The sequence below is a fragment of the Vibrio sp. S9_S30 genome (assembly GCF_014694455.1).
Classification (GTDB): domain Bacteria; phylum Pseudomonadota; class Gammaproteobacteria; order Enterobacterales; family Vibrionaceae; genus Vibrio.
This window is the reverse complement of sequence record NZ_JAAUWT010000001.1, coordinates 465617-482994: the sequence shown is the minus strand read 5'-3', so window position 1 is coordinate 482994 and position 17378 is coordinate 465617. Positions and strand designations below refer to the sequence as shown.

Sequence of the window (17378 nt, the reverse complement as noted above, 5' to 3'; positions counted from 1 at the left end):
GATTGCTAGTATGAAGCATGAGAGTTACCTCTTATTGTCTTTGATTAGTGATTAAGCACCTTTAATCAAAGTGGGTAACTCTCTTCTTTTCAAATTGAAGTGTCAGATCTAGTCGGAACTAATACAAGTTAGTTACCGGCCTTTAGTTTGAATCAAAAGCAACTGAGCTGCTTGGTTTCTTGTTCGGGTTTGAGCATAACGTTCAACCCGAGTATGCGAATCTCTCTTCCTTTCTGGCATCTCGAAAGTCTTTGAGATCCAATTCACCATTCAAAGCTCATTTGACCTTTTTCACTCTGGTTGTTGTCAAGACCAACTGAAATTCCAATCAAGCGAATACCACGACCATTCTGCCTCATCATTGCCTCTCTAAACAGTTCTGTAAAAAAACTCTTTTCTAGCTTGCTCTGTTTATGCTCGACCGTTGTTTGCTTAAAGTCATTAAATTTCAATTTAACTCCCAAACGAATGATATTTTGGGCGGTAGATACTTTTTCGAGCCGCGTAGTTAAAGATGAATACAACCGATCTATAGCCTTTAGGCAGTCTTCTTCAGAGTACAAATCAACATTGAACGTTTTCTCTACCCCTAAGGACTTTCGAACCCTTGAAACTTCCACTTCTCTGGAATCAACGCCATGGCATCTATCCCATAGCGTTTGACCAAACTTACCGAATTGCTTTATTAACAAGTGGTGTTCGTAATTTTTGACATCTTTCCCTAAAAACAAGCCCAATTTGTGTAGTTTTTCTAACGTAACCTTACCCACTCCAGAAATCTTGCCTAGCTCCAACTTCTCAATGAACGTGTTCAATTCGTCGGGAGAAACCACACATATACCATTTGGTTTATTAACATCGGAGGCAACTTTGGCAACAAACTTGATAGGCGCCACTCCAGCGCTAGCTGTAAGTTGCAATTCAGACTCAATTTTCTTTCTGATATCTTGTGCAATTAAAGTCGCCGAACCTCCGAACAAAGTTGATTGTGTGACGTCCAAGTAAGCCTCATCTAAAGAGAGTGGTTCAATCTTATCTGTGTACCTTGAAAATATCTCTCGTATTTGCTTAGAAACTAACTGATATTTCTCCATATTTCCTGAAACTACTGTTAGTTGTGGGCATAACCTCAAGGCTTGTGATGTTGGCATTGCAGATCGGACACCAAATTTACGCGCCTCATAGTTACATGTCGATAGCACCCCTCTCCTATATCGCGATCCTCCAATGGCCAATGGGATTCCTCTGAGGCTTGGGTTATCCCTCGCTTCAATCGCCGCGTAGTAACAATCGAGATCTATATGGATAAATTTCTTGGTCATCGTCACTCCCAGAGCTTGAAAGGCATTTATACCTCCCTTTAACACTCAGTAGTTAAAGCTTTTCTTTAGCAAATACCAAACCATTTTACACTGTATAAAAAAACAGTAAAGATTAAGGGAAGAAAGGTGTTGTTCAGCTCAATATGCTGTGCTTAGAGTCAACCAAGCTTAGTATTGTTGGTAAGCAGAAGCGTTGCATGATGAAACATCCATGCTGGAAGCGGTTCTTAGCGCTGAATTTATCTCTGTGAGTGAAAATTAGGCATTCATGCGATCGCCCTGCTATCAGAACGAGAAAAATAACGACCGCCACATGAGCAGGTGCGTTATTATCCGTTACTTGGGTATAGTGTTATTTTTTCAATAAATAACGCGGACGCTGTTTAGATTCAATATACACTCGACCAACATATTCACCTACAATACCTATTCCTATCAACTGTATTCCCCCCAAAAAGACAATTGCGACGATCAAAGTGGGAAAACCAGGTACAGGATTCTCATTGATAAACTTGTCCAAAATGATCCACCCGCCATAAAACAGAGACAACAATGAAATTACGAAACCTATGTAACTCCAAACTCTAAGTGGCAATGTCGAAAAGCTAGTGATTCCTTCTATTGCAAAATTCCAAAGTTTCCAGCCATTGAATTTTGTATCACCGACTGAGCGCTCTTGCCTTATATATTCAACAACCTCAACGTTTCCCCCAACCCAAGACAAGATACCTTTCATAAACAAGTTTCTCTCGGGTAGCTGCTTGATATGCTCCACGGTATCGCGAGAAAGTAGGCGAAAGTCACCTACGTTTTCTTGAATCTGAAGATCACTGATATTGTTATGAACTTTGTAAAACCACTCAGCAGTGCTGCGTTTAAGGATACCATCTGCCGCTCTGTCCACACGCTTCCCAAGCACGACATCGGCCCCATTTAGCCATTTATCTATCATTTCTGGTATGACTTCTATTGGGTCTTGAAGATCAACATCAATAGGGACAACCGCGTCACCCGTTGCATGCTCTAAACCAGCCATCAGAGCGGACTCTTTTCCAAAGTTTCGAGTAAAATTTAAAGCTATAATATCCCTGTCTGAAAGAGCTATCGCATCAATAATGCTTTCGGTGAGATCGGTACTGCCATCATTGATGAATAATATTTCAATCTTGTATTTACTAAGTTCTTTATTTTCTTTTACCGTTTTATAAAAAACAGGAATGGCTTCCTGCTCATTAAACACGGGAACAACTAGTGATATTTTCATAACCATTTTTATCTATCACCTAAATAAGTATTAATAATGTTTCGATAATTGAAGTCGATATACTGTTCTTTCATGGTTGGGGGCACCATGAGTTGTCGCAATTGGCATCGTAAGTCAGTACCGTTTTGTCTTTGATGGAATATGCATATGCCACTTCAAGTCATTTTCATAAGAGCTCGCCCCTCCCCCACTTCACGCATAGCTTGTGGCTGTGCCGCGAACGTATACTGAGCGACTCGTATCACTCATTAGAGCTGATTTAATGGGTGAGTTTAATTACAGTAATGTTTCAGCTTCTGCATATAACACGATCTGCATCCCATAAAAGCAACAGCAACATTAACATCAACACTTCTGAATACATCTAACTTATTGAATTAAAGGTTTATTATAACTATCCGCGTAAAATAACATGGACACATTTTAGCCCCTACATCGAAAACAGAGCAGACGTAAGAACTCATAATTATGACGAATGAATTAAGAGAAGAGGGGGGCGAAGTAGACTATGAATACGAGTAACTTTAATGCCTATTTTGAGTGGACTATGAAGAGCTAAAATAGATTGGTCATTGCTGATAAAGAGGACTGACGTTAGTGATGCGTAGATACTTGAACAGGCAGATTTACAACAATCACCACATAGAGCACTCTTGCCATCACAGTGATTGGAGTTTCCATTTTCCATTGCCATTACTTCAGCAGGTGTAGATACAGAGTGAGAACTCATCATTGGCATACTTAAGGCATAACTAGACAACAACATCGCTAGAATGCTGACAGTCAAAATACCTGTCTGCTTTAGTGAGTATACCATTTTGTACCTTTTGCTTTGGGCATCATTCTACAGTATCAATACTTGGGTGTAATAGGGAGGTCTAGGTTTTGGTAAAATCAAACATTATCAAACACAAACTCAAATTCCGTTCTGTTTTCAATTGAAGACACCGCTATATCTCCGCCATGAGCGTGCATAATCGCTTTAGCAATAGGTAGCCCTAACCCTGCACCTACACTATTTGAGTGAACACGAGATTTATCTGAGCGATAAAAGCGATCAAATATATACGGTAGGGAACTTTGAGGTATCGGCTCTCCGGTATTACTGATTTTAACCGTCTTTCTACCTCCTGAGTCTGAGATAAGAACAGATATCTCTGTGTCAGGAAAACAATGCCTCAAAGCATTAGATAATACATTTCCAAATGCTCGCTGAAGCATGTCTTTGTCACCCAGCAGGGTCATTTCACCATCTACCGTAATGCGAACATTTTCTTCTTCCGCCAAAGCCTCATAGTAGTCGAGTAAAGAGGTGAAAATATCCCTCAAATGAAGTTCGGTTTTTGCCTTATGCAGAAGTTCATTCTCTGACTTCGCTAAGTACAGGGTATCTGATATTGTTTTATTTAATCGCTCTAGCTCTTCGAGGTTTGAAGCCAAGATATCTTGATACTCTTCAACAGAGCGTTTAGCTACGAGAGCTACTTGAGTTTGCATCATGATATTGGTCAATGGTGTTCTTAGCTCATGTGCTATATCAGAGGAGAACTCACTCAACCTGATAAAACCAGATTGTAACCTTTCCAACATTTCATTTTGAGAGGCGGCTAAACTCTTGAGCTCTACTGGTAAGGAGTCACTCGGTAATCGTACATTCAGGTTGCTCGTACTAACCTTTTCTATATAGTTTTTCAACACTTTTAATGGCATCAAACCACTTCGTACGATGACTAAAGCATAAGCACCCGATAAACCCACACTGAGAACAAGCGTCCACAATAAAATTGAATTGAGCTTTTTGAAAAAGAGTTTGTGGTGAGTGATTTCCATCGCGAGCACAATAGAACGATCACTTTCCGGTGAAGACTTGAATTTAAATGCTCGAAAAATCAAGTCACCTTCTGACCATTCATAAGAGGAACTTGACACCATCTCTACAGGAAAGCGGTTAACTTCTCTGTTTGATTTTATGACCTGACCGTTTTCTAAAACCCACGCAGAGATATTCAAAGAGTCAAAAATGTTCAATTTAGTCTCGGCATTAGGAGCTAACGATTTAAGCTTCTCCTCTAGATGCAAATAATCTTGTTCATAAAAGTGATTTGTAATTGCGTGCTGAACCGTTAATGCAAAAATAGCCAAGACAACGAAAGAAGCCATCACATACATAAACACCAATTTAAGTGCTAACGATTTGTTGATGACTTTTTTCATTCTATTGTATCGTCAAGTTTGTAGCCCATCCCTCGCACGGTTAGAATGAGCTTTTGTTGATAAGGATTATCAATTTTCGATCTCAGCCTTTTCACCGCTGAATCAATCACATTCGTGTCACTATCGAAGTTCATATCCCAAACTGCTGATGCAATTTGTGTACGTGTCACCACTTGTCCTTTTTTTGAAAACAGATATTCCAACAAAGAAAATTCTTTAGCCGTCAATTGAATCACATCAGAATCACGAGTGACCTTCCGTTTGAGAAGATCAAGACTTAGGTCGGCTATCTGTAAAATAGGATCCGTTTTGCTTGTACTGGTTTGATTTCGTAACGCGTTTTTAACCCTAGCAAGCAGCTCTACAAATGCAAAAGGTTTGACAAGGTAGTCATTTGCACCTAATTCAAGCCCCTTAACTCGGTCTTCAACTTGGTCTTTTGCTGATAAAATAATAACTGGAGTAGAGAAATCACTACTACGAAGCGTGTGCAATAGCTGCCACCCATTCAACTTTGGTAGCATAATATCCAAGATAATAAGGTCGTACTCATTCGTCGTTGCCAAATACAAAGCATCAACCCCATCAGTGGATAGATCGACACTGTAGCCCGATTCAATTAGGCCTTTTTTAAGATAAGCTCCTGCTTTCTCTTCATCTTCTACAACAAGTAACTTCATATAAGAAAAATGCCTTGGTTTCTGTATGTGTTGTTATACTTTCTGTCATTGTATAATAGACTAGATATTTGCTTATTGTGGCACACATAGAGCACCCAGCAATACATCGATGCCGAGTATGGCTATCACCAACAAAATATCTCTTGGGTAATCCGAGTTTCAACGTACGTATCCGTTAAGTCCGATTGAGTTCCACGCCCTTGTACTTGATACGTTGTGAAATTTCGAATACCTTCACCCATTAGGAGTAGGTCGAGCTTTTTTTCTTGAACTATGACCGATACTTTATCAGTCATAGTTGCCTCCTTGGCTCCTGAAGCATCACGTAGATCCAGGAGCCCTACTTGTACTTAGTTATTACTATCTCGCTCTTGATAATGAACATTTAAGTGTACTTGGGCGACATACTCTAGTTGTCCTTTATGGTTAAATCTCTCTTGAACAGTTACATACCCTTGGTCTTCGAGATGAGTAGTGTTTTGATTACTACCATAATTTCTGCCAAAGCCAAATACCGAGTTGAGCTCTTGGGCAGTGATGCCCTCAAATGTTGACAACTTTTTAGCCCCTAGTTCGTAAGCTTGTTGCTTAGAGCTTACAGCATCAATAGAGACCGTTCTATGATCAACTCGGCTTAAGTAATTACTACCAGAATACAATGGCTGTGCAACGGATGCTGCACTAGTAAGCAAAATAGATCCAGTTAGAATAATTTTTTGTAGAGTGTTCATTTGTCATTCCTCATTTGTTATCGATGAGTTCAATCTAGCAGCTTCACTCTGACTCTATCAGCATCCAATCATGACATTTTTGTCATACTTTTTATCATTATATAGCTTAAAGCCTCTTCGCTTTTTTATCCTTTAAATTGAACTCGTTATCTTTCAAAACAAGAAGTCGGATCCACTAGAATAACGGAATAAAACACGAATGGATCCGCACCACCCGTTTGGGACACCGAGTGAAATGAATACCGTCACTAACGGGGTAAGCCATGACAAGCAAGAGGGAACGTATTATCCATTTTTCTGAATTTAAAGCAGAAGCCTTGATACTAGCTGAGAAAGTGGGAATAGCATCTTCAGCCAAACTACTCTCTTAAATATGAATCTTGAGTCTACAGATGGTGGAAGAAGACATGTGAGGTATCGTAAAAAGGGCGCTACCTGCTTTGTGAAAAGTCTAAAGTAAATGGCTCTTAAACACTGCTGTGCTTGCGTGTTTCATTCGTATAGATAAGGTTTTCAAGGTATCACGATGTGGGTTTTATTGCAGACCAAAGCGCATACAAAAAACTCGCCGACAACGGAGACAATACGCGTCAAACGATCTTGAGTACATTGAGGTTGATTATAATCGGACAAGAAGCCATGTGTGTTCTCTGGTACCTAAGCCCAGTTAACCTGAACAACAAAATGTCACCAAAGGCAGTGTCTCTAATTGGTACAAATCATATCAATTAGCTGACACAGTCTCCACCTGACAAATTAGTAATGACTAAGTATCGTCTTCTGTCAAAATAAATACTGAGCCTTCAAGTTTAACACCTGAGATATTTAGACCATCTTGTTAAACAGCATAACCTCTTGTAGCTAAAGAGCCACAAGAGGTATACACCACCTTTAACTTTTAATTGTCACGCTCTTGATAATGAACTTGCAAATGGACTTGAGCAACGTACTCCATTTTTCCTTGGCTATTTAACCGTTCTTCAACTGTTACATAGCGTTGTTCTTTGAGGTGGGTGGCATTTTCCTTACTACCGTAGCTTCTAACCAAAATAAACTCTGATTCGAGCTCTTTTGCACTCATGCCTTCATATTCTGCTAGCTTTTTTGCGCCTAGTTTATAAGCTTGCTCTTTAGAGCTTGTCGCTTGTGTCAATACTGTTGAGTGGGTAATTCTGCTCACATAGTTACCTCCCGAATTTAATGGCTCAGCGACAGCCGCAGCACTAGTGAATAAAAAAATAGAGCTTGTAAGAAGAATTTTGTTAAGAGTATTCATTTGTCTTTCCTTTGTTTTGTTGATGAATTCAATTTAACAGCTTCACTCTGACTCTATCGGTATCCAATCATGACATTTTAGTCATAATAGTGGATATCACCGATTTTCTTTGTTGGTATGCAAAAAATTCAAGCTAATGAAGAAGCAGGAGTTGAAATTTACGCCAATGATCTATGCTGTTTTCTGGCGTCTAGAAGAGAAAGAAAATTGCGGTTTGTTCCGTTGATACTGGGCTCTGAGGGATCTCTGATGATTTAAATAAAAATCATCAAGCTCATGTAGATACACACCTTGTCATGCGATCAAATGGTTCTGAGAAAAAATCAATAACCAGACGTAAAGAGATGTTCGATGTCTTGGATGGTCATAAATAATCCAAAGCAAGTTGGACAAAGCTGATTCAGTTAAGATCACTGGGATTGCAGTTAGCCCCAACACTCTCAATCAGAGGTGGTGCGCTTGATTTTTGGAAAACTGGCCGCCAAGTGCAGACCAGAAACTAGGAACAAGGCTTCTCGACTTTCCAAAACGTTTTTAAGCCTAACATCCAAAAACAACCGACTGCTTGGTAAAAGACAAGGCAGTAGCGTTAATGTAACTGGATTCACACCCTACTTTTATTCCTTTTTAAATATCAGCAATGAGTCTCGGTGGCGTCATGTGAAAGAAGCTAGGCGACTCCCCCCTGTTGAGCTGATCATTCAAACTCGACGTGTGAAGTGCCATAACTGCGGTATAAAAACGGCGTCTCTATCTTGATTAGAGCCATATCTCGTATAACCCATCGCTTAAAAAGCCATATTGAACAACGGTTACCCCTTCTTGCTATTAAGCGTATCTCCCAACTAACCGGTGTTCATTGGTACACCATTCAAGAGATAAATAGATAAATAGATAAATTAGACAGATCAACGCTGCCTTCGACACGTTGTTCCGTCAGTGAAGGGAGATGAACTAAGGCAACGCGTCATGGACAAGTTCGAGTCGACCAAGCCAATCAAGGTAAAAAGGCGAGACAAGGGGTAAAGCGCTCTGGTGCTGTAAGTCAGAAGTTCAGGTCAAAGGCTTGTGGAGTGCATGGTGGGAACAAGTGAATGAGAGTGACATTAGACCATTAAAAGAGTTCGAACGAAAACTCAGACCATATCTTCATGGCGTTATTGCAAAGGTAAGTTACCCGTTAAACACGTGCACGCTTAAAGGGAGAAACAACAAGATAAAGTTAATCAAGCGAATGGGATATGGGTATCAAGATACCGATTACTTCTTCTTGAAGATCAAAGCGGTTTTCCAAAGAAAGCCGCGATGAACCATAAAAAAGCCACCTTCGATGCGGAACGTAGCGCTCTGCCTAAAAGGAAGAGGGAAAGCTTTCCCACTAACATTCTTATGCTTCAACGTTGTTCTTCGTTTTCCTACAATCATTAGGCATATACTCCATATCCATGCCTTTCACCATATCCATATACCCATCATGTTTTTACGCATCTCTTCTTCATCCATCTTTGATTGCTCAATGTGTGTCTGAACAATTTGATTTGAGTGAGGCTGTCGATGTTGCTCATCGAGATTACTGGCAGCTAGCACGGCAATAAGACTGCAAAAAATGACTGACATCGCTTTTTTACAGAATCACCTTAACCTTATTTAGGCTTAACCTTGTTTAGGCTTAACCTTGTTTATGCTTTAAATTGTGAATTATTCTCTATTTTTTTCATCGATTGCTCGTTTTCCTCCGGACCTTGTTTTTCGCTAGGCATCATCAGTTTCATCATTAAACCGTGCATCGCTAGGCAGATAATTAAGGGAACAATCGCACTACTTAGGTATGCCCAGCCAAACACCTCTTGGCTAGAAGAGAGGATCACCAATGGAATGCCAACCATTAATAATGCACATAGAATCATCATCCATCCGTGACCATTTTTGTGACAGTTTGATTTCTTGCCTTTCATTTTCATTACCTCCAAGTAGCTTTAAATCGCTTAACTGTCCATCATCTTATCGCAGCGCTTAGATCAGAATAGAGGGGTGATTTATGATATTTTTGTCATCCTAGCGGTTTTTCTTCCCCCAAAACCACCAGACAATAAATACAATCGCAATAAGACCCAATATATTCACTGACATCTTACTTCTCCTTATTTGACGTAGGTATTGATGCTGGGGTATACAAGCGCAGGCGATTTGCGTTTACCACTACCGTAACTGAAGACAACGACATGGCTGCCCCAGCAATAATTGGACTCAGTAACCAACCTGTGAATGGAAATAACAGCCCAGTTGCAACTGGAATGCCTAAGCTGTTATAGATAAACGCACCCCACAAATTCTGTTTGATGTTCTTCATGGTGGCACTACTGATCCCAATCGCATCAGAGATCCCATGAAGGGAACTGCGCATCAAAGTAATATCTGCACTTTCAATGGCAACATCGGTACCACTGCCAATGGCAAACCCGACATCCGATTGAGCCAGTGCTGGAGCGTCATTAATACCGTCCCCCACCATGCCCACTACATGCCCTTTAGCTTGCAACTGTTGAATCCAGCGTAACTTATCTTCAGGCATCAGCTCTGCATGGTATTCATCAACATTAACGAGTGAGGCTACGGCTTTCGCCGTGTTGTGGTTATCACCAGTTAGCATCACGACATGAATGCCTTGCTGATGAAAGCGATCAATGGCACTTCGGGTATCGTCTCGAATGGGGTCACTAATGCCAAACAGCGCTTGTACTTGGTCATCAATAGCAAAATAGACAACGGTGTTGGCCTCTTGCTCCCACTTCAATCCATGCTCCGCTACCTTTTCAATATTGACATCACACTGGAGCATCAGCTTGCGATTACCGAGTAACAGTCTTTTTTCTGAATACAAGGCTTGTACACCTAGCCCAGTTAATGACTCAAAATCAGACACGACTGACTGATTGCCTTGTGCTTGCTCCTCACGTTGAACGAAAGTCATCAATGCTTTGGCTAATGGGTGGTTTGAACCTTTCTCTAATGCAGCGACAAGAGGCAAGATGTCCGATTCATCCACTAAAGAAACAAAGTTCGTCACTTCGGGTTTACCTTGGGTAATAGTCCCAGTTTTATCCAATACCACAACATCCAGTTCACTGGCTCTTTGTAAGGCTTCCCCGTTACGGATCAATCCACCGAACTCGGCGGCTTTACCTACACCTATCATGGTTGAAATCGGAGTCGCTAACCCCAGTGCACACGGACACGCGATGATCAACACCGACGTTGCAGCAACAATCATGTAGACCAATGAAGGCTGAGGGCCAAAGTTATACCAAGCTAGCGCAGTGAGAATAGAAATAATCATGACAGTCGGCACAAATACCGATGACACTTTATCCGCCAAGTGACTGATCGGCGGTTTTGAGTTTTGCGCATTCGACACCATGCCGATAATTTGAGCAAGCACGGTATCGCTTCCCACCTTTTGCGCTTCAAAGACAAAGCTACCCCGATCATTGATCGTCCCAGCGGATACTGAACTGCCTGCTTTTTTCTCCACAGGAATCGGTTCACCAGTCAACATTGACTCGTCAATCGTAGTCTCACCCTCAGTAATAACACCATCAACAGGCACTTTCTCGCCCGCTCTCACTCGAATCTTGTCACCAGCCACTACTTGTTCAATGGGCAGCGACATCTCATTGCCATCGCGAATCACCATGGCGGTTTTCACTCTTAGATCCAGTAAACGCTTTATCGCTTGAGAAGTTCGGCCTCGTGCTTTTAATTCGAGTGCTTGCCCTAAGTTAATCAAACCAATAATCATAGCCGTGGCTTCAAAATAGAGGTGTCTCGCACTTTCAGGCAACCACTGCGGTCCCAACACAACCACCATTGAATAAAGCCATGCCGTACCGGTTCCGAGAGTAATCAGCGTATCCATATTCGCATTGCGATTTAAAAAGGCTTTCCATGCGCCAGTAAAAAAATGCTTCCCTGCGCGAACCAAAACGAAAAAGGTCACTAACCCTACTGCGAGCCATAGTAACTGCTCGGATTGTGTATTCACGTTCATAGGTCCGCCAAACAGACCATACAGCATCAATGGCACACCCAGCCCTAGCCCAATCACACTTTGCTTTACCTTCAATCGATATTCATCGGCTTCTCGCTCTTCTTTGGTGTCATTTGCCAATGCTTGATCGGTAATTTCCTCGGCATCATAGCCTGCACCTTGGATGGCCTGAATCAAAACAAACACAGGCTGGCGTGAAACCACTGTCGCTGTACGATTGGCAAAATTCACCACAACAGAATCCGTATCAGGCACAGCCAGCAATACTTTTTCAATCGTGTTGACACAACTTGCACAGGTTACCCCTATCAATAACAACTCAACACGATTACCAATGGGCGCTGTACCTTTCCCCTCTTTAGTATGATTAACGTTATCATCCTGTAATGCTTTATCATCCTGTAACACTTTATCGACGGGGTGATCGCTATAACCGCACTCAGCTAAAACACCTTCAATCGCCTCACCAGACAAGATGGTTTTCGCATCTAGTGTTTTATTTTCAATATCAACCCAAACCTGTGCATCGCTATCCAGCTCATTTATTGCTTGGGTAATGTTACCAATACAGTGCTGGCAAGTGACATTGGATACCGATGTACTATAGTGATGCCGACCGACACTCGATGCCGAAAAGCCTAACTGTTGAATGATCGCCATTGCTTGTTCAGGTAATAGAGTCGTAATAAGATCTGCTTTGCTCTTCGTTTCACTAATAGTGAAAGAAACATCAGGGTCAACTTCACTCAGCCCCTCCACAATTTTGACGACGCATCGACCGCAGTTGATGCCCGATAGTGCCAATGAGTAGTGTTTTATAGTCATTTTAATTTTCCTCCGATGCCACTTTATGATGTTTCTCAGACCAATCCTCAATTAGGCAACACAGAGCTTTTCCATCAGGAACCATATCTGGTTTATTTTCCCATTCTGTATACGTCGCTTCCATCAAGGCTAGGTGGCGATGATACTCATTGATCTTTTGCTTGGTTTCCGCAATCTTATCGCCAAGCATACTGCGTACTTGGGGACACGGTGTCTGCCCTTGATTCGAGTACTCGATAATCTCTTGTATGTCGCTAAGGCTAAAGCCTATGGCTCGCGCATGAGAGATAAACCGCAACCTCTTCACCGTACTTTGGTGGTATATTTTGTAACCGTTGTTAGGATCCCTATCCGCTGAAATGAGACCTTTTCGGGTATAAAACCTCACAGTTTCGGCTGTCACTCCAACTTTTCTTGCAATTTCAGTAGTCAACATAGGACATTCCTTAAATAGGTCAGATTACATAAACATAGTCATGCTCTTACCTATCCCAAAATAAAAGCGATGAAAAAGGTTCACAAAAAATACGATGAACAATTTGAGCAATAATTAGGGAGCACGACTGCCACCATCTGGTGCTTTGCTACAGCAGCCCATAACGTCCTACAAATCGTCTCTGCTTATGTGTTATTTGCACTTTAAAACCTTTGTGTAGGACATAGGTCAAGCGTCTTTCGAAAAATGTAAAGAAGAAAGAGGAAGAATGTCATCTAATCAGGTAGGCAGAAAATGCAAGCCAGCAGCCATTACTCAACTGGAGCTGGAGCCAGAACGAGAACAAAAATGGTGACGACCAGAGGCGGTCAGGTAAGCCGTTATCGTGCACGAAACATGATAAAAAAGCTGAGGTTAGTCCGTTGCCAATGTCCTCATAGCACGCATCGCAAAGCATGAGCGTCGAGGAAACGGTATACGCCAGCTTTGAACAAACTCAACCGTTAGTTACAGTTCAGTTTACGATATATTGCAACAAGCATCGCCCCATCAATACAATGGCGGATGAATACAATGGCGAATGAATAACAAATAAATCAAAACGAACATTCTGGTTTTCTCATAAAGCCGTGACCACTTTACCTCAACTCCGTAAACTGAACTCTTAACAACGCAAGGAACACTGGCAGTGTCGTTCCCCTTCCTACGGATGTGTTCCGATTTCATTGTTCTTCATAATGACTCCATTCCCATATGTGAATAAGTGCCAAAAGCAAAATGACAAATTTATCATCTTGAGGTCATAAACCTGAACTCAGCTAGCCCTTAGCATAGCGATGTGAAAAATTTCAAACGCTAAATGGAGCCAATATATGAGTTCTCGTGTCGATAAGTCGAAGAGATGTTTTGTCAAAGGTCTTGCGCTAGGTGGGATATTGACGGGCATCTCCCCGATAATTTCCCCTGCTCAGGGAGCCGAGTTAAACACCAAGTCCAAAACCGTACCCGAGGTTTCTGGCGAAGTCATCAACTTGGTGATTCAGGAAACCGTGGTGAATTTTAACGGTCGCCCCCGAATCGCCACCACTATCAATGGTGTGCTTCCAGGACCAACCATACGATTGAAAGAAGGCCAGTCAGTGACCATCAAGGTTACTAATATGCTGAAGGAGGATACTTCCATCCATTGGCACGGACTGATCCTTCCATTTCAGATGGATGGTGTTCCCGGAATCAGTTTTGGTGGTATTAAGCCTGGTGAAACTTTCACCTATAGCTTTGACGTCCAGCAAAACGGCACCTATTGGTACCACTCTCATTCTGGCTTCCAGGAAATGACTGGCATGTACGGCGCTATCGTAATAGAACCCAGTGAAAAAGATCCTGTGGAATATGATTCTGAGCATATCGTCTTGCTTTCAGATTGGACGGATGATAATCCCCACACAGTGTTTAACAACCTGAAAATGCAGGGGGACTATTACAACTACATTCAGCCAACGCTGTTAGATAACCTTAGTAAGGTCAAAGAAAAAGGTCTTTCAGACACGCTTGCTGACAAACGTATGTGGAACAGCATGCGAATGAGCCCCACGGATCTAGCAGACCTTTCTGCTGAAACCCTGACTTACCTAATGAACGGCGCTACGTCGGACAACAGCTGGACAGGGCGTTTCAAAAAAGGCGAAAGAGTAAGGCTCCGTTTTATTAATGGTTCCAGTAATACTTTCTATGATGTCCGCATTCCCGGTCTGCCTCTTACAGTGGTGCAAAGCGATGGCGTCAACGTTCACCCTGTTACTGCCGATGAGTTCCGTTTTGGCCCAGGAGAAACTTACGACGTGGTCGTGTCGCCGAGCGAAGATGCGTACACGATTTTTGCCCAATCGATGGACAGAACCGGCTTTGCGTCTGGCACGCTTGCGGTGAGAGAAGGTCTGTCTGCACCTATTCCTGCCATTGACCCTATCCAAGAATTAACAATGGAAGACATGATGGGGGCAATGGACCACAGCAATATGGGCGGAATGGCAGGGATGGACCATAGCAAGATGCCTGGTATGGACCATAGCAACATGCCTAAGATGGACCATAGCAACATGTCTGGGATGGACCATAGCAACATGCCTAAGATGGACCATAGCAACATGCCCGAGATGGATCATAGCAATATGCCCGGGATGGATCATAGCAATATGGGTGGCATGGCCGCCGCGCCTCTTGCTAAGCCCAGCAGTACCGTTCGTCATGCCTCCACTGAATATGGTGCAAGTGTTGATATGCGTGTCGATACGCCAAGAACCAATTTGGATGATCCGGGTGTTGGTTTACGTGGTAATGGTCGCCGAGTACTAACACTGGCTGACCTGCGCACCTTAGATGGTCCTATCGATGCCCGTCCACCAGAGCGAGAAATTGAACTTCACCTTACTGGCAATATGGAACGCTATACCTGGTCGTTTGATGGGGTGGAGTTTGGTGACTCAACACCTATTCATTTAAATTACGGGGAACGCGTCCGCATCATACTGCAAAACGACACCATGATGACGCATCCCATGCACCTGCACGGTGTGTGGAGTGAAGTAGAAAGCCCTGATGGTGAGTTTCTCGTCCGTCGCCACACGATTCCAGTTCAACCCGCACAACGAATTAGTTTTCTCGTTACTGCAGATGCATTGGGTCGTTGGGCTTGGCACTGTCACCTATTACTCCACATGGATGCCGGTATGTTCAGAGAGGTTGTCATTTCATGAAAATTCAAATCCAAAAAGTACACCGTCAGATCGCACACCAGAGCGTGATGACCTTAGCATTAGTTGCAGCGCTTTCCGTTACCTCTTATGCCAACGCTGAGCCCTCTAAGCACGATGGGATGGCATTGGCAAAACCGAACCAAGAGGTGACCACAAGTCGCGACCCACATGAATACTCTGGTGGTTTTACACTAAATTCAGGTCCTTACTTGTTGGGTGACGAGGTAAGTTCTGGATTAACAGAGCAAAAATACTTCTGGGGTCTGAGTTTAAACCGTCTGGAATATCAGGACTTCAGGTCTGGGGATGACGCCATTAATTACGAAGGCGAAGTCTTTTACGGCGGCGACTACAATAAAGTCGTGTTGCAAAGCGAAGGGGACGTTATCGAGAGCAATTTGGATGAATCATCTTCTAGTTTGCTATGGCGTCGTGCCATCTCCCCCTTTTGGGACTTTCAGGGCGGTGTCCGTTACGACACCCTTGATAGCAATGATCGCTTCTGGGCAACAGCTGGCTTCAAAGGGTTAGCACCGTATTGGTTTGAAGTAGAAGGGGCATTGGCAGTGGGAGAAAACGGGCAGGTCGCTTTAGATGTCGAAGCCGAGTATGAAATCCTGCTTACGCAAAAACTTATTGCCCAACCATCTATCGCGCTCAGCGCTTACGGAAAGGATGACCCTGAGTGGGAGATCAGCAAACTGACACCGGAAATTGCTACAGGCTTGCGCGTACGTTATGAGTTCTCGCGCAAGTTCGCACCCTATATCGGTGTTGAATGGCAAACAGATTTTGGAAAAGACAAAAATAAAACATCAGACCAGACACTTTGGGTTGCTGGTGTACGTATCTGGCTCTAATAACTAACAGTCTAAATTAGGAGAAAAAAATGAACCGTAGAATAATCATGGGAACTGCCTTTGCAGCAGCTTTACTTTCAGGGACTGTGCTCGCCGATGCTGGTCACGGAGCAAAAGAAGCTGGCAAACAAATAGTTGGTAGCGCAGGTAATGCTGCAGACGTGACGAAAACTGTTAGCGTATCCATGAAAGACACTATGACATTTACACCATCTCAGTTTTCAGTAGCTGCGGGCGAAACGGTGCGAATCTTTGTCAAAAATGACGGAAAGATCCCGCATGAACTGGTTATTGGTTCGCTCGAAAGCATGAAAAAGCACGCTGAAATGATGAGAAAAATGCCGAATATGAAGCATCAGGAAAGCAACATGGTCACACTGCAACCAGGTCAAATGTCTGCGCTGATATGGAAATTTGATGAGCCGGGTGAAGTCAACTTTGCCTGCCTAATCCCTGGTCATATGGAAGCAGGAATGGTAGGAAAGGTCATAGTAAACTGACACTAACAAGAAGATCCAATCTCCTTTTCAACATTGCCGCTATGAACTAGCGGCTTTATTCTTTACGTCGTCTCACTCTTGTCGTAGTCGACTGAAATCGCCACTGCACTGGTACGGTCTCATTATGCTATAGCATTTAATGAGATGGCCTACGATACTCTGCCAAGCTTCATCTAAACTGCGATAGCCACTAGCAGGCACCCACTCTGTTTTCAAGCTTCTAAAGAAGCGCCTCATCGGACTATTACCCCAACAATTGCCTTTCTGGGATAGGCTTTGTTTTATTTGGTATCGCCATAAGGTTTGACGGTACCTTTGGTTCATGTACTGCGTGCCTTGTATACTCGCAGGGCTTGCCGTTACAACACGAAAACGTTGACCAAAACTCTCTCATAACATGCTGTTTAAAAATCAGCACAACAAAAAGTCAGAAATATTACCCAGCCTTTACTGGATTCTACTGACA

The 17378-nt window shown here is 42.7% G+C and carries 13 protein-coding genes and 4 pseudogenes; 6 read left to right on the top strand and 11 right to left on the bottom strand.

Annotation, left to right across the window (positions count from 1 at the left end):
* Positions 1-263 precede the first annotated feature (263 nt).
* A complete protein-coding gene (dinB, locus tag HC752_RS02120; RefSeq protein ID WP_190333426.1) occupies positions 264-1322 on the bottom strand; it encodes a DNA polymerase IV in 1059 nt (352 codons plus the stop codon).
* Between the two features lie 137 nt (positions 1323-1459).
* Here dinB and HC752_RS25390 point away from each other — a divergent pair.
* A pseudogene (locus tag HC752_RS25390) lies at positions 1460-1584 on the top strand (ISAs1 family transposase); the annotation flags it as partial.
* A gap of 90 nt (positions 1585-1674) precedes the next feature.
* Here the strand turns inward: HC752_RS25390 and HC752_RS02115 are convergent.
* The 5 genes from HC752_RS02115 to HC752_RS02095 form a co-directional block, all read right to left on the bottom strand.
* Complete coding sequence (locus tag HC752_RS02115) at positions 1675-2592, bottom strand: glycosyltransferase family 2 protein (RefSeq protein ID WP_446751416.1); 918 nt, start codon at positions 2590-2592, stop codon at positions 1675-1677.
* An 888-nt stretch (positions 2593-3480) separates the two neighbouring features.
* On the bottom strand, positions 3481-4800 hold the full coding sequence (locus tag HC752_RS02110) for a heavy metal sensor histidine kinase (protein WP_190333425.1): 1320 nt from the start codon (positions 4798-4800) through the stop codon (positions 3481-3483).
* Positions 4797-5480, bottom strand: coding sequence for a heavy metal response regulator transcription factor (locus HC752_RS02105; protein WP_190333424.1), 684 nt, complete (start codon positions 5478-5480; stop codon positions 4797-4799). The genes HC752_RS02110 and HC752_RS02105 overlap by 4 nt, the downstream gene beginning before the upstream one ends.
* Before the next feature lie 125 nt (positions 5481-5605).
* On the bottom strand, positions 5606-5776 hold the full coding sequence (locus HC752_RS02100; RefSeq protein WP_190333423.1) for a hypothetical protein: 171 nt from the start codon (positions 5774-5776) through the stop codon (positions 5606-5608).
* 54 nt (positions 5777-5830) lie between these two features.
* Complete coding sequence (locus HC752_RS02095) at positions 5831-6211, bottom strand: DUF3316 domain-containing protein (RefSeq protein ID WP_190333422.1); 381 nt, start codon at positions 6209-6211, stop codon at positions 5831-5833.
* Positions 6212-6774: 563 nt separating this feature from the next.
* On the opposite strand from HC752_RS02095, the pseudogene HC752_RS25385 reads away from it, so the two are divergent.
* A pseudogene (locus HC752_RS25385) lies at positions 6775-6900 on the top strand (IS3 family transposase); the annotation flags it as partial.
* Positions 6901-7109: 209 nt separating this feature from the next.
* Here the strand turns inward: HC752_RS25385 and HC752_RS02090 are convergent.
* On the bottom strand, positions 7110-7487 hold the full coding sequence (locus HC752_RS02090) for a DUF3316 domain-containing protein (RefSeq protein WP_190333421.1): 378 nt from the start codon (positions 7485-7487) through the stop codon (positions 7110-7112).
* Positions 7488-8511: 1024 nt separating this feature from the next.
* Here HC752_RS02090 and HC752_RS24730 point away from each other — a divergent pair.
* Positions 8512-8796, top strand: a pseudogene (locus tag HC752_RS24730) (transposase); the annotation flags it as partial.
* A gap of 370 nt (positions 8797-9166) precedes the next feature.
* On the opposite strand, the gene HC752_RS02080 reads toward HC752_RS24730, so the two are convergent.
* The 3 genes from HC752_RS02080 to HC752_RS02070 all read right to left on the bottom strand — a co-directional run bounded on the left by HC752_RS02080 (position 9167) and on the right by HC752_RS02070 (position 12796).
* The gene (locus tag HC752_RS02080; RefSeq protein WP_190333420.1) at positions 9167-9442 is read right to left on the bottom strand and encodes a hypothetical protein; all 276 of its coding nucleotides are present in this window, start codon (positions 9440-9442) and stop codon (positions 9167-9169) included.
* A 176-nt stretch (positions 9443-9618) separates the two neighbouring features.
* Positions 9619-12360: a heavy metal translocating P-type ATPase gene (locus HC752_RS02075; protein ID WP_190333419.1), complete on the bottom strand. Its 2742-nt coding sequence runs from the start codon at positions 12358-12360 to the stop codon at positions 9619-9621.
* A 1-nt stretch (position 12361) separates the two neighbouring features.
* Positions 12362-12796 carry a MerR family transcriptional regulator gene (locus HC752_RS02070; protein WP_190333418.1) on the bottom strand — a complete coding sequence of 145 codons (435 nt, stop codon included), beginning with the start codon at positions 12794-12796 and terminating at the stop codon, positions 12362-12364.
* An 872-nt stretch (positions 12797-13668) separates the two neighbouring features.
* Between HC752_RS02070 and HC752_RS02065 the strand changes: the two genes are divergently transcribed.
* Genes HC752_RS02065 through HC752_RS02055 form a run of 3 tightly spaced genes read left to right on the top strand, consistent with a single transcriptional unit; the run spans position 13669 to position 16912 of the window.
* Positions 13669-15552, top strand: a complete 1884-nt coding sequence (locus HC752_RS02065) for a copper resistance system multicopper oxidase (protein WP_190333417.1) — start codon at positions 13669-13671, stop codon at positions 15550-15552.
* A complete protein-coding gene (locus HC752_RS02060; RefSeq protein WP_190333416.1) occupies positions 15549-16412 on the top strand; it encodes a copper resistance protein B in 864 nt (287 codons plus the stop codon). The genes HC752_RS02065 and HC752_RS02060 overlap by 4 nt, the downstream gene beginning before the upstream one ends.
* Positions 16413-16441: 29 nt before the next feature.
* Positions 16442-16912, top strand: coding sequence for a cupredoxin domain-containing protein (locus HC752_RS02055; protein ID WP_190333415.1), 471 nt, complete (start codon positions 16442-16444; stop codon positions 16910-16912).
* Between the two features lie 99 nt (positions 16913-17011).
* On the opposite strand, the pseudogene HC752_RS02050 reads toward HC752_RS02055, so the two are convergent.
* A pseudogene (locus tag HC752_RS02050) lies at positions 17012-17257 on the bottom strand (IS3 family transposase); the annotation flags it as partial.
* Positions 17258-17378 lie beyond the last annotated feature (121 nt).

Bases quoted from the DNA above. Each gene is read 5' to 3' on its own strand.
- HC752_RS02115 (WP_446751416.1), bottom strand. From the start codon at position 2,592: ATGGTTATGAAAATATCACTAGTTGTTCCCGTGTTTAATGAGCAGGAA.
- HC752_RS02070 (WP_190333418.1), bottom strand. From the start codon at position 12,796: ATGTTGACTACTGAAATTGCAAGAAAAGTTGGAGTGACAGCCGAAACT.
- HC752_RS02105 (WP_190333424.1), bottom strand. From the start codon at position 5,480: ATGAAGTTACTTGTTGTAGAAGATGAAGAGAAAGCAGGAGCTTATCTT.
- HC752_RS02080 (WP_190333420.1), bottom strand. From the start codon at position 9,442: ATGAAAGGCAAGAAATCAAACTGTCACAAAAATGGTCACGGATGGATG.
- HC752_RS02090 (WP_190333421.1), bottom strand. From the start codon at position 7,487: ATGAATACTCTTAACAAAATTCTTCTTACAAGCTCTATTTTTTTATTC.
- HC752_RS02055 (WP_190333415.1), top strand. From the start codon at position 16,442: ATGAACCGTAGAATAATCATGGGAACTGCCTTTGCAGCAGCTTTACTT.
- HC752_RS02110 (WP_190333425.1), bottom strand. From the start codon at position 4,800: ATGAAAAAAGTCATCAACAAATCGTTAGCACTTAAATTGGTGTTTATG.
- HC752_RS02100 (WP_190333423.1), bottom strand. From the start codon at position 5,776: ATGACTGATAAAGTATCGGTCATAGTTCAAGAAAAAAAGCTCGACCTA.
- HC752_RS02065 (WP_190333417.1), top strand. From the start codon at position 13,669: ATGAGTTCTCGTGTCGATAAGTCGAAGAGATGTTTTGTCAAAGGTCTT.
- dinB (WP_190333426.1), bottom strand. From the start codon at position 1,322: ATGACCAAGAAATTTATCCATATAGATCTCGATTGTTACTACGCGGCG.
- HC752_RS02060 (WP_190333416.1), top strand. From the start codon at position 15,549: ATGAAAATTCAAATCCAAAAAGTACACCGTCAGATCGCACACCAGAGC.
- HC752_RS02095 (WP_190333422.1), bottom strand. From the start codon at position 6,211: ATGAACACTCTACAAAAAATTATTCTAACTGGATCTATTTTGCTTACT.
- HC752_RS02075 (WP_190333419.1), bottom strand. From the start codon at position 12,360: ATGACTATAAAACACTACTCATTGGCACTATCGGGCATCAACTGCGGT.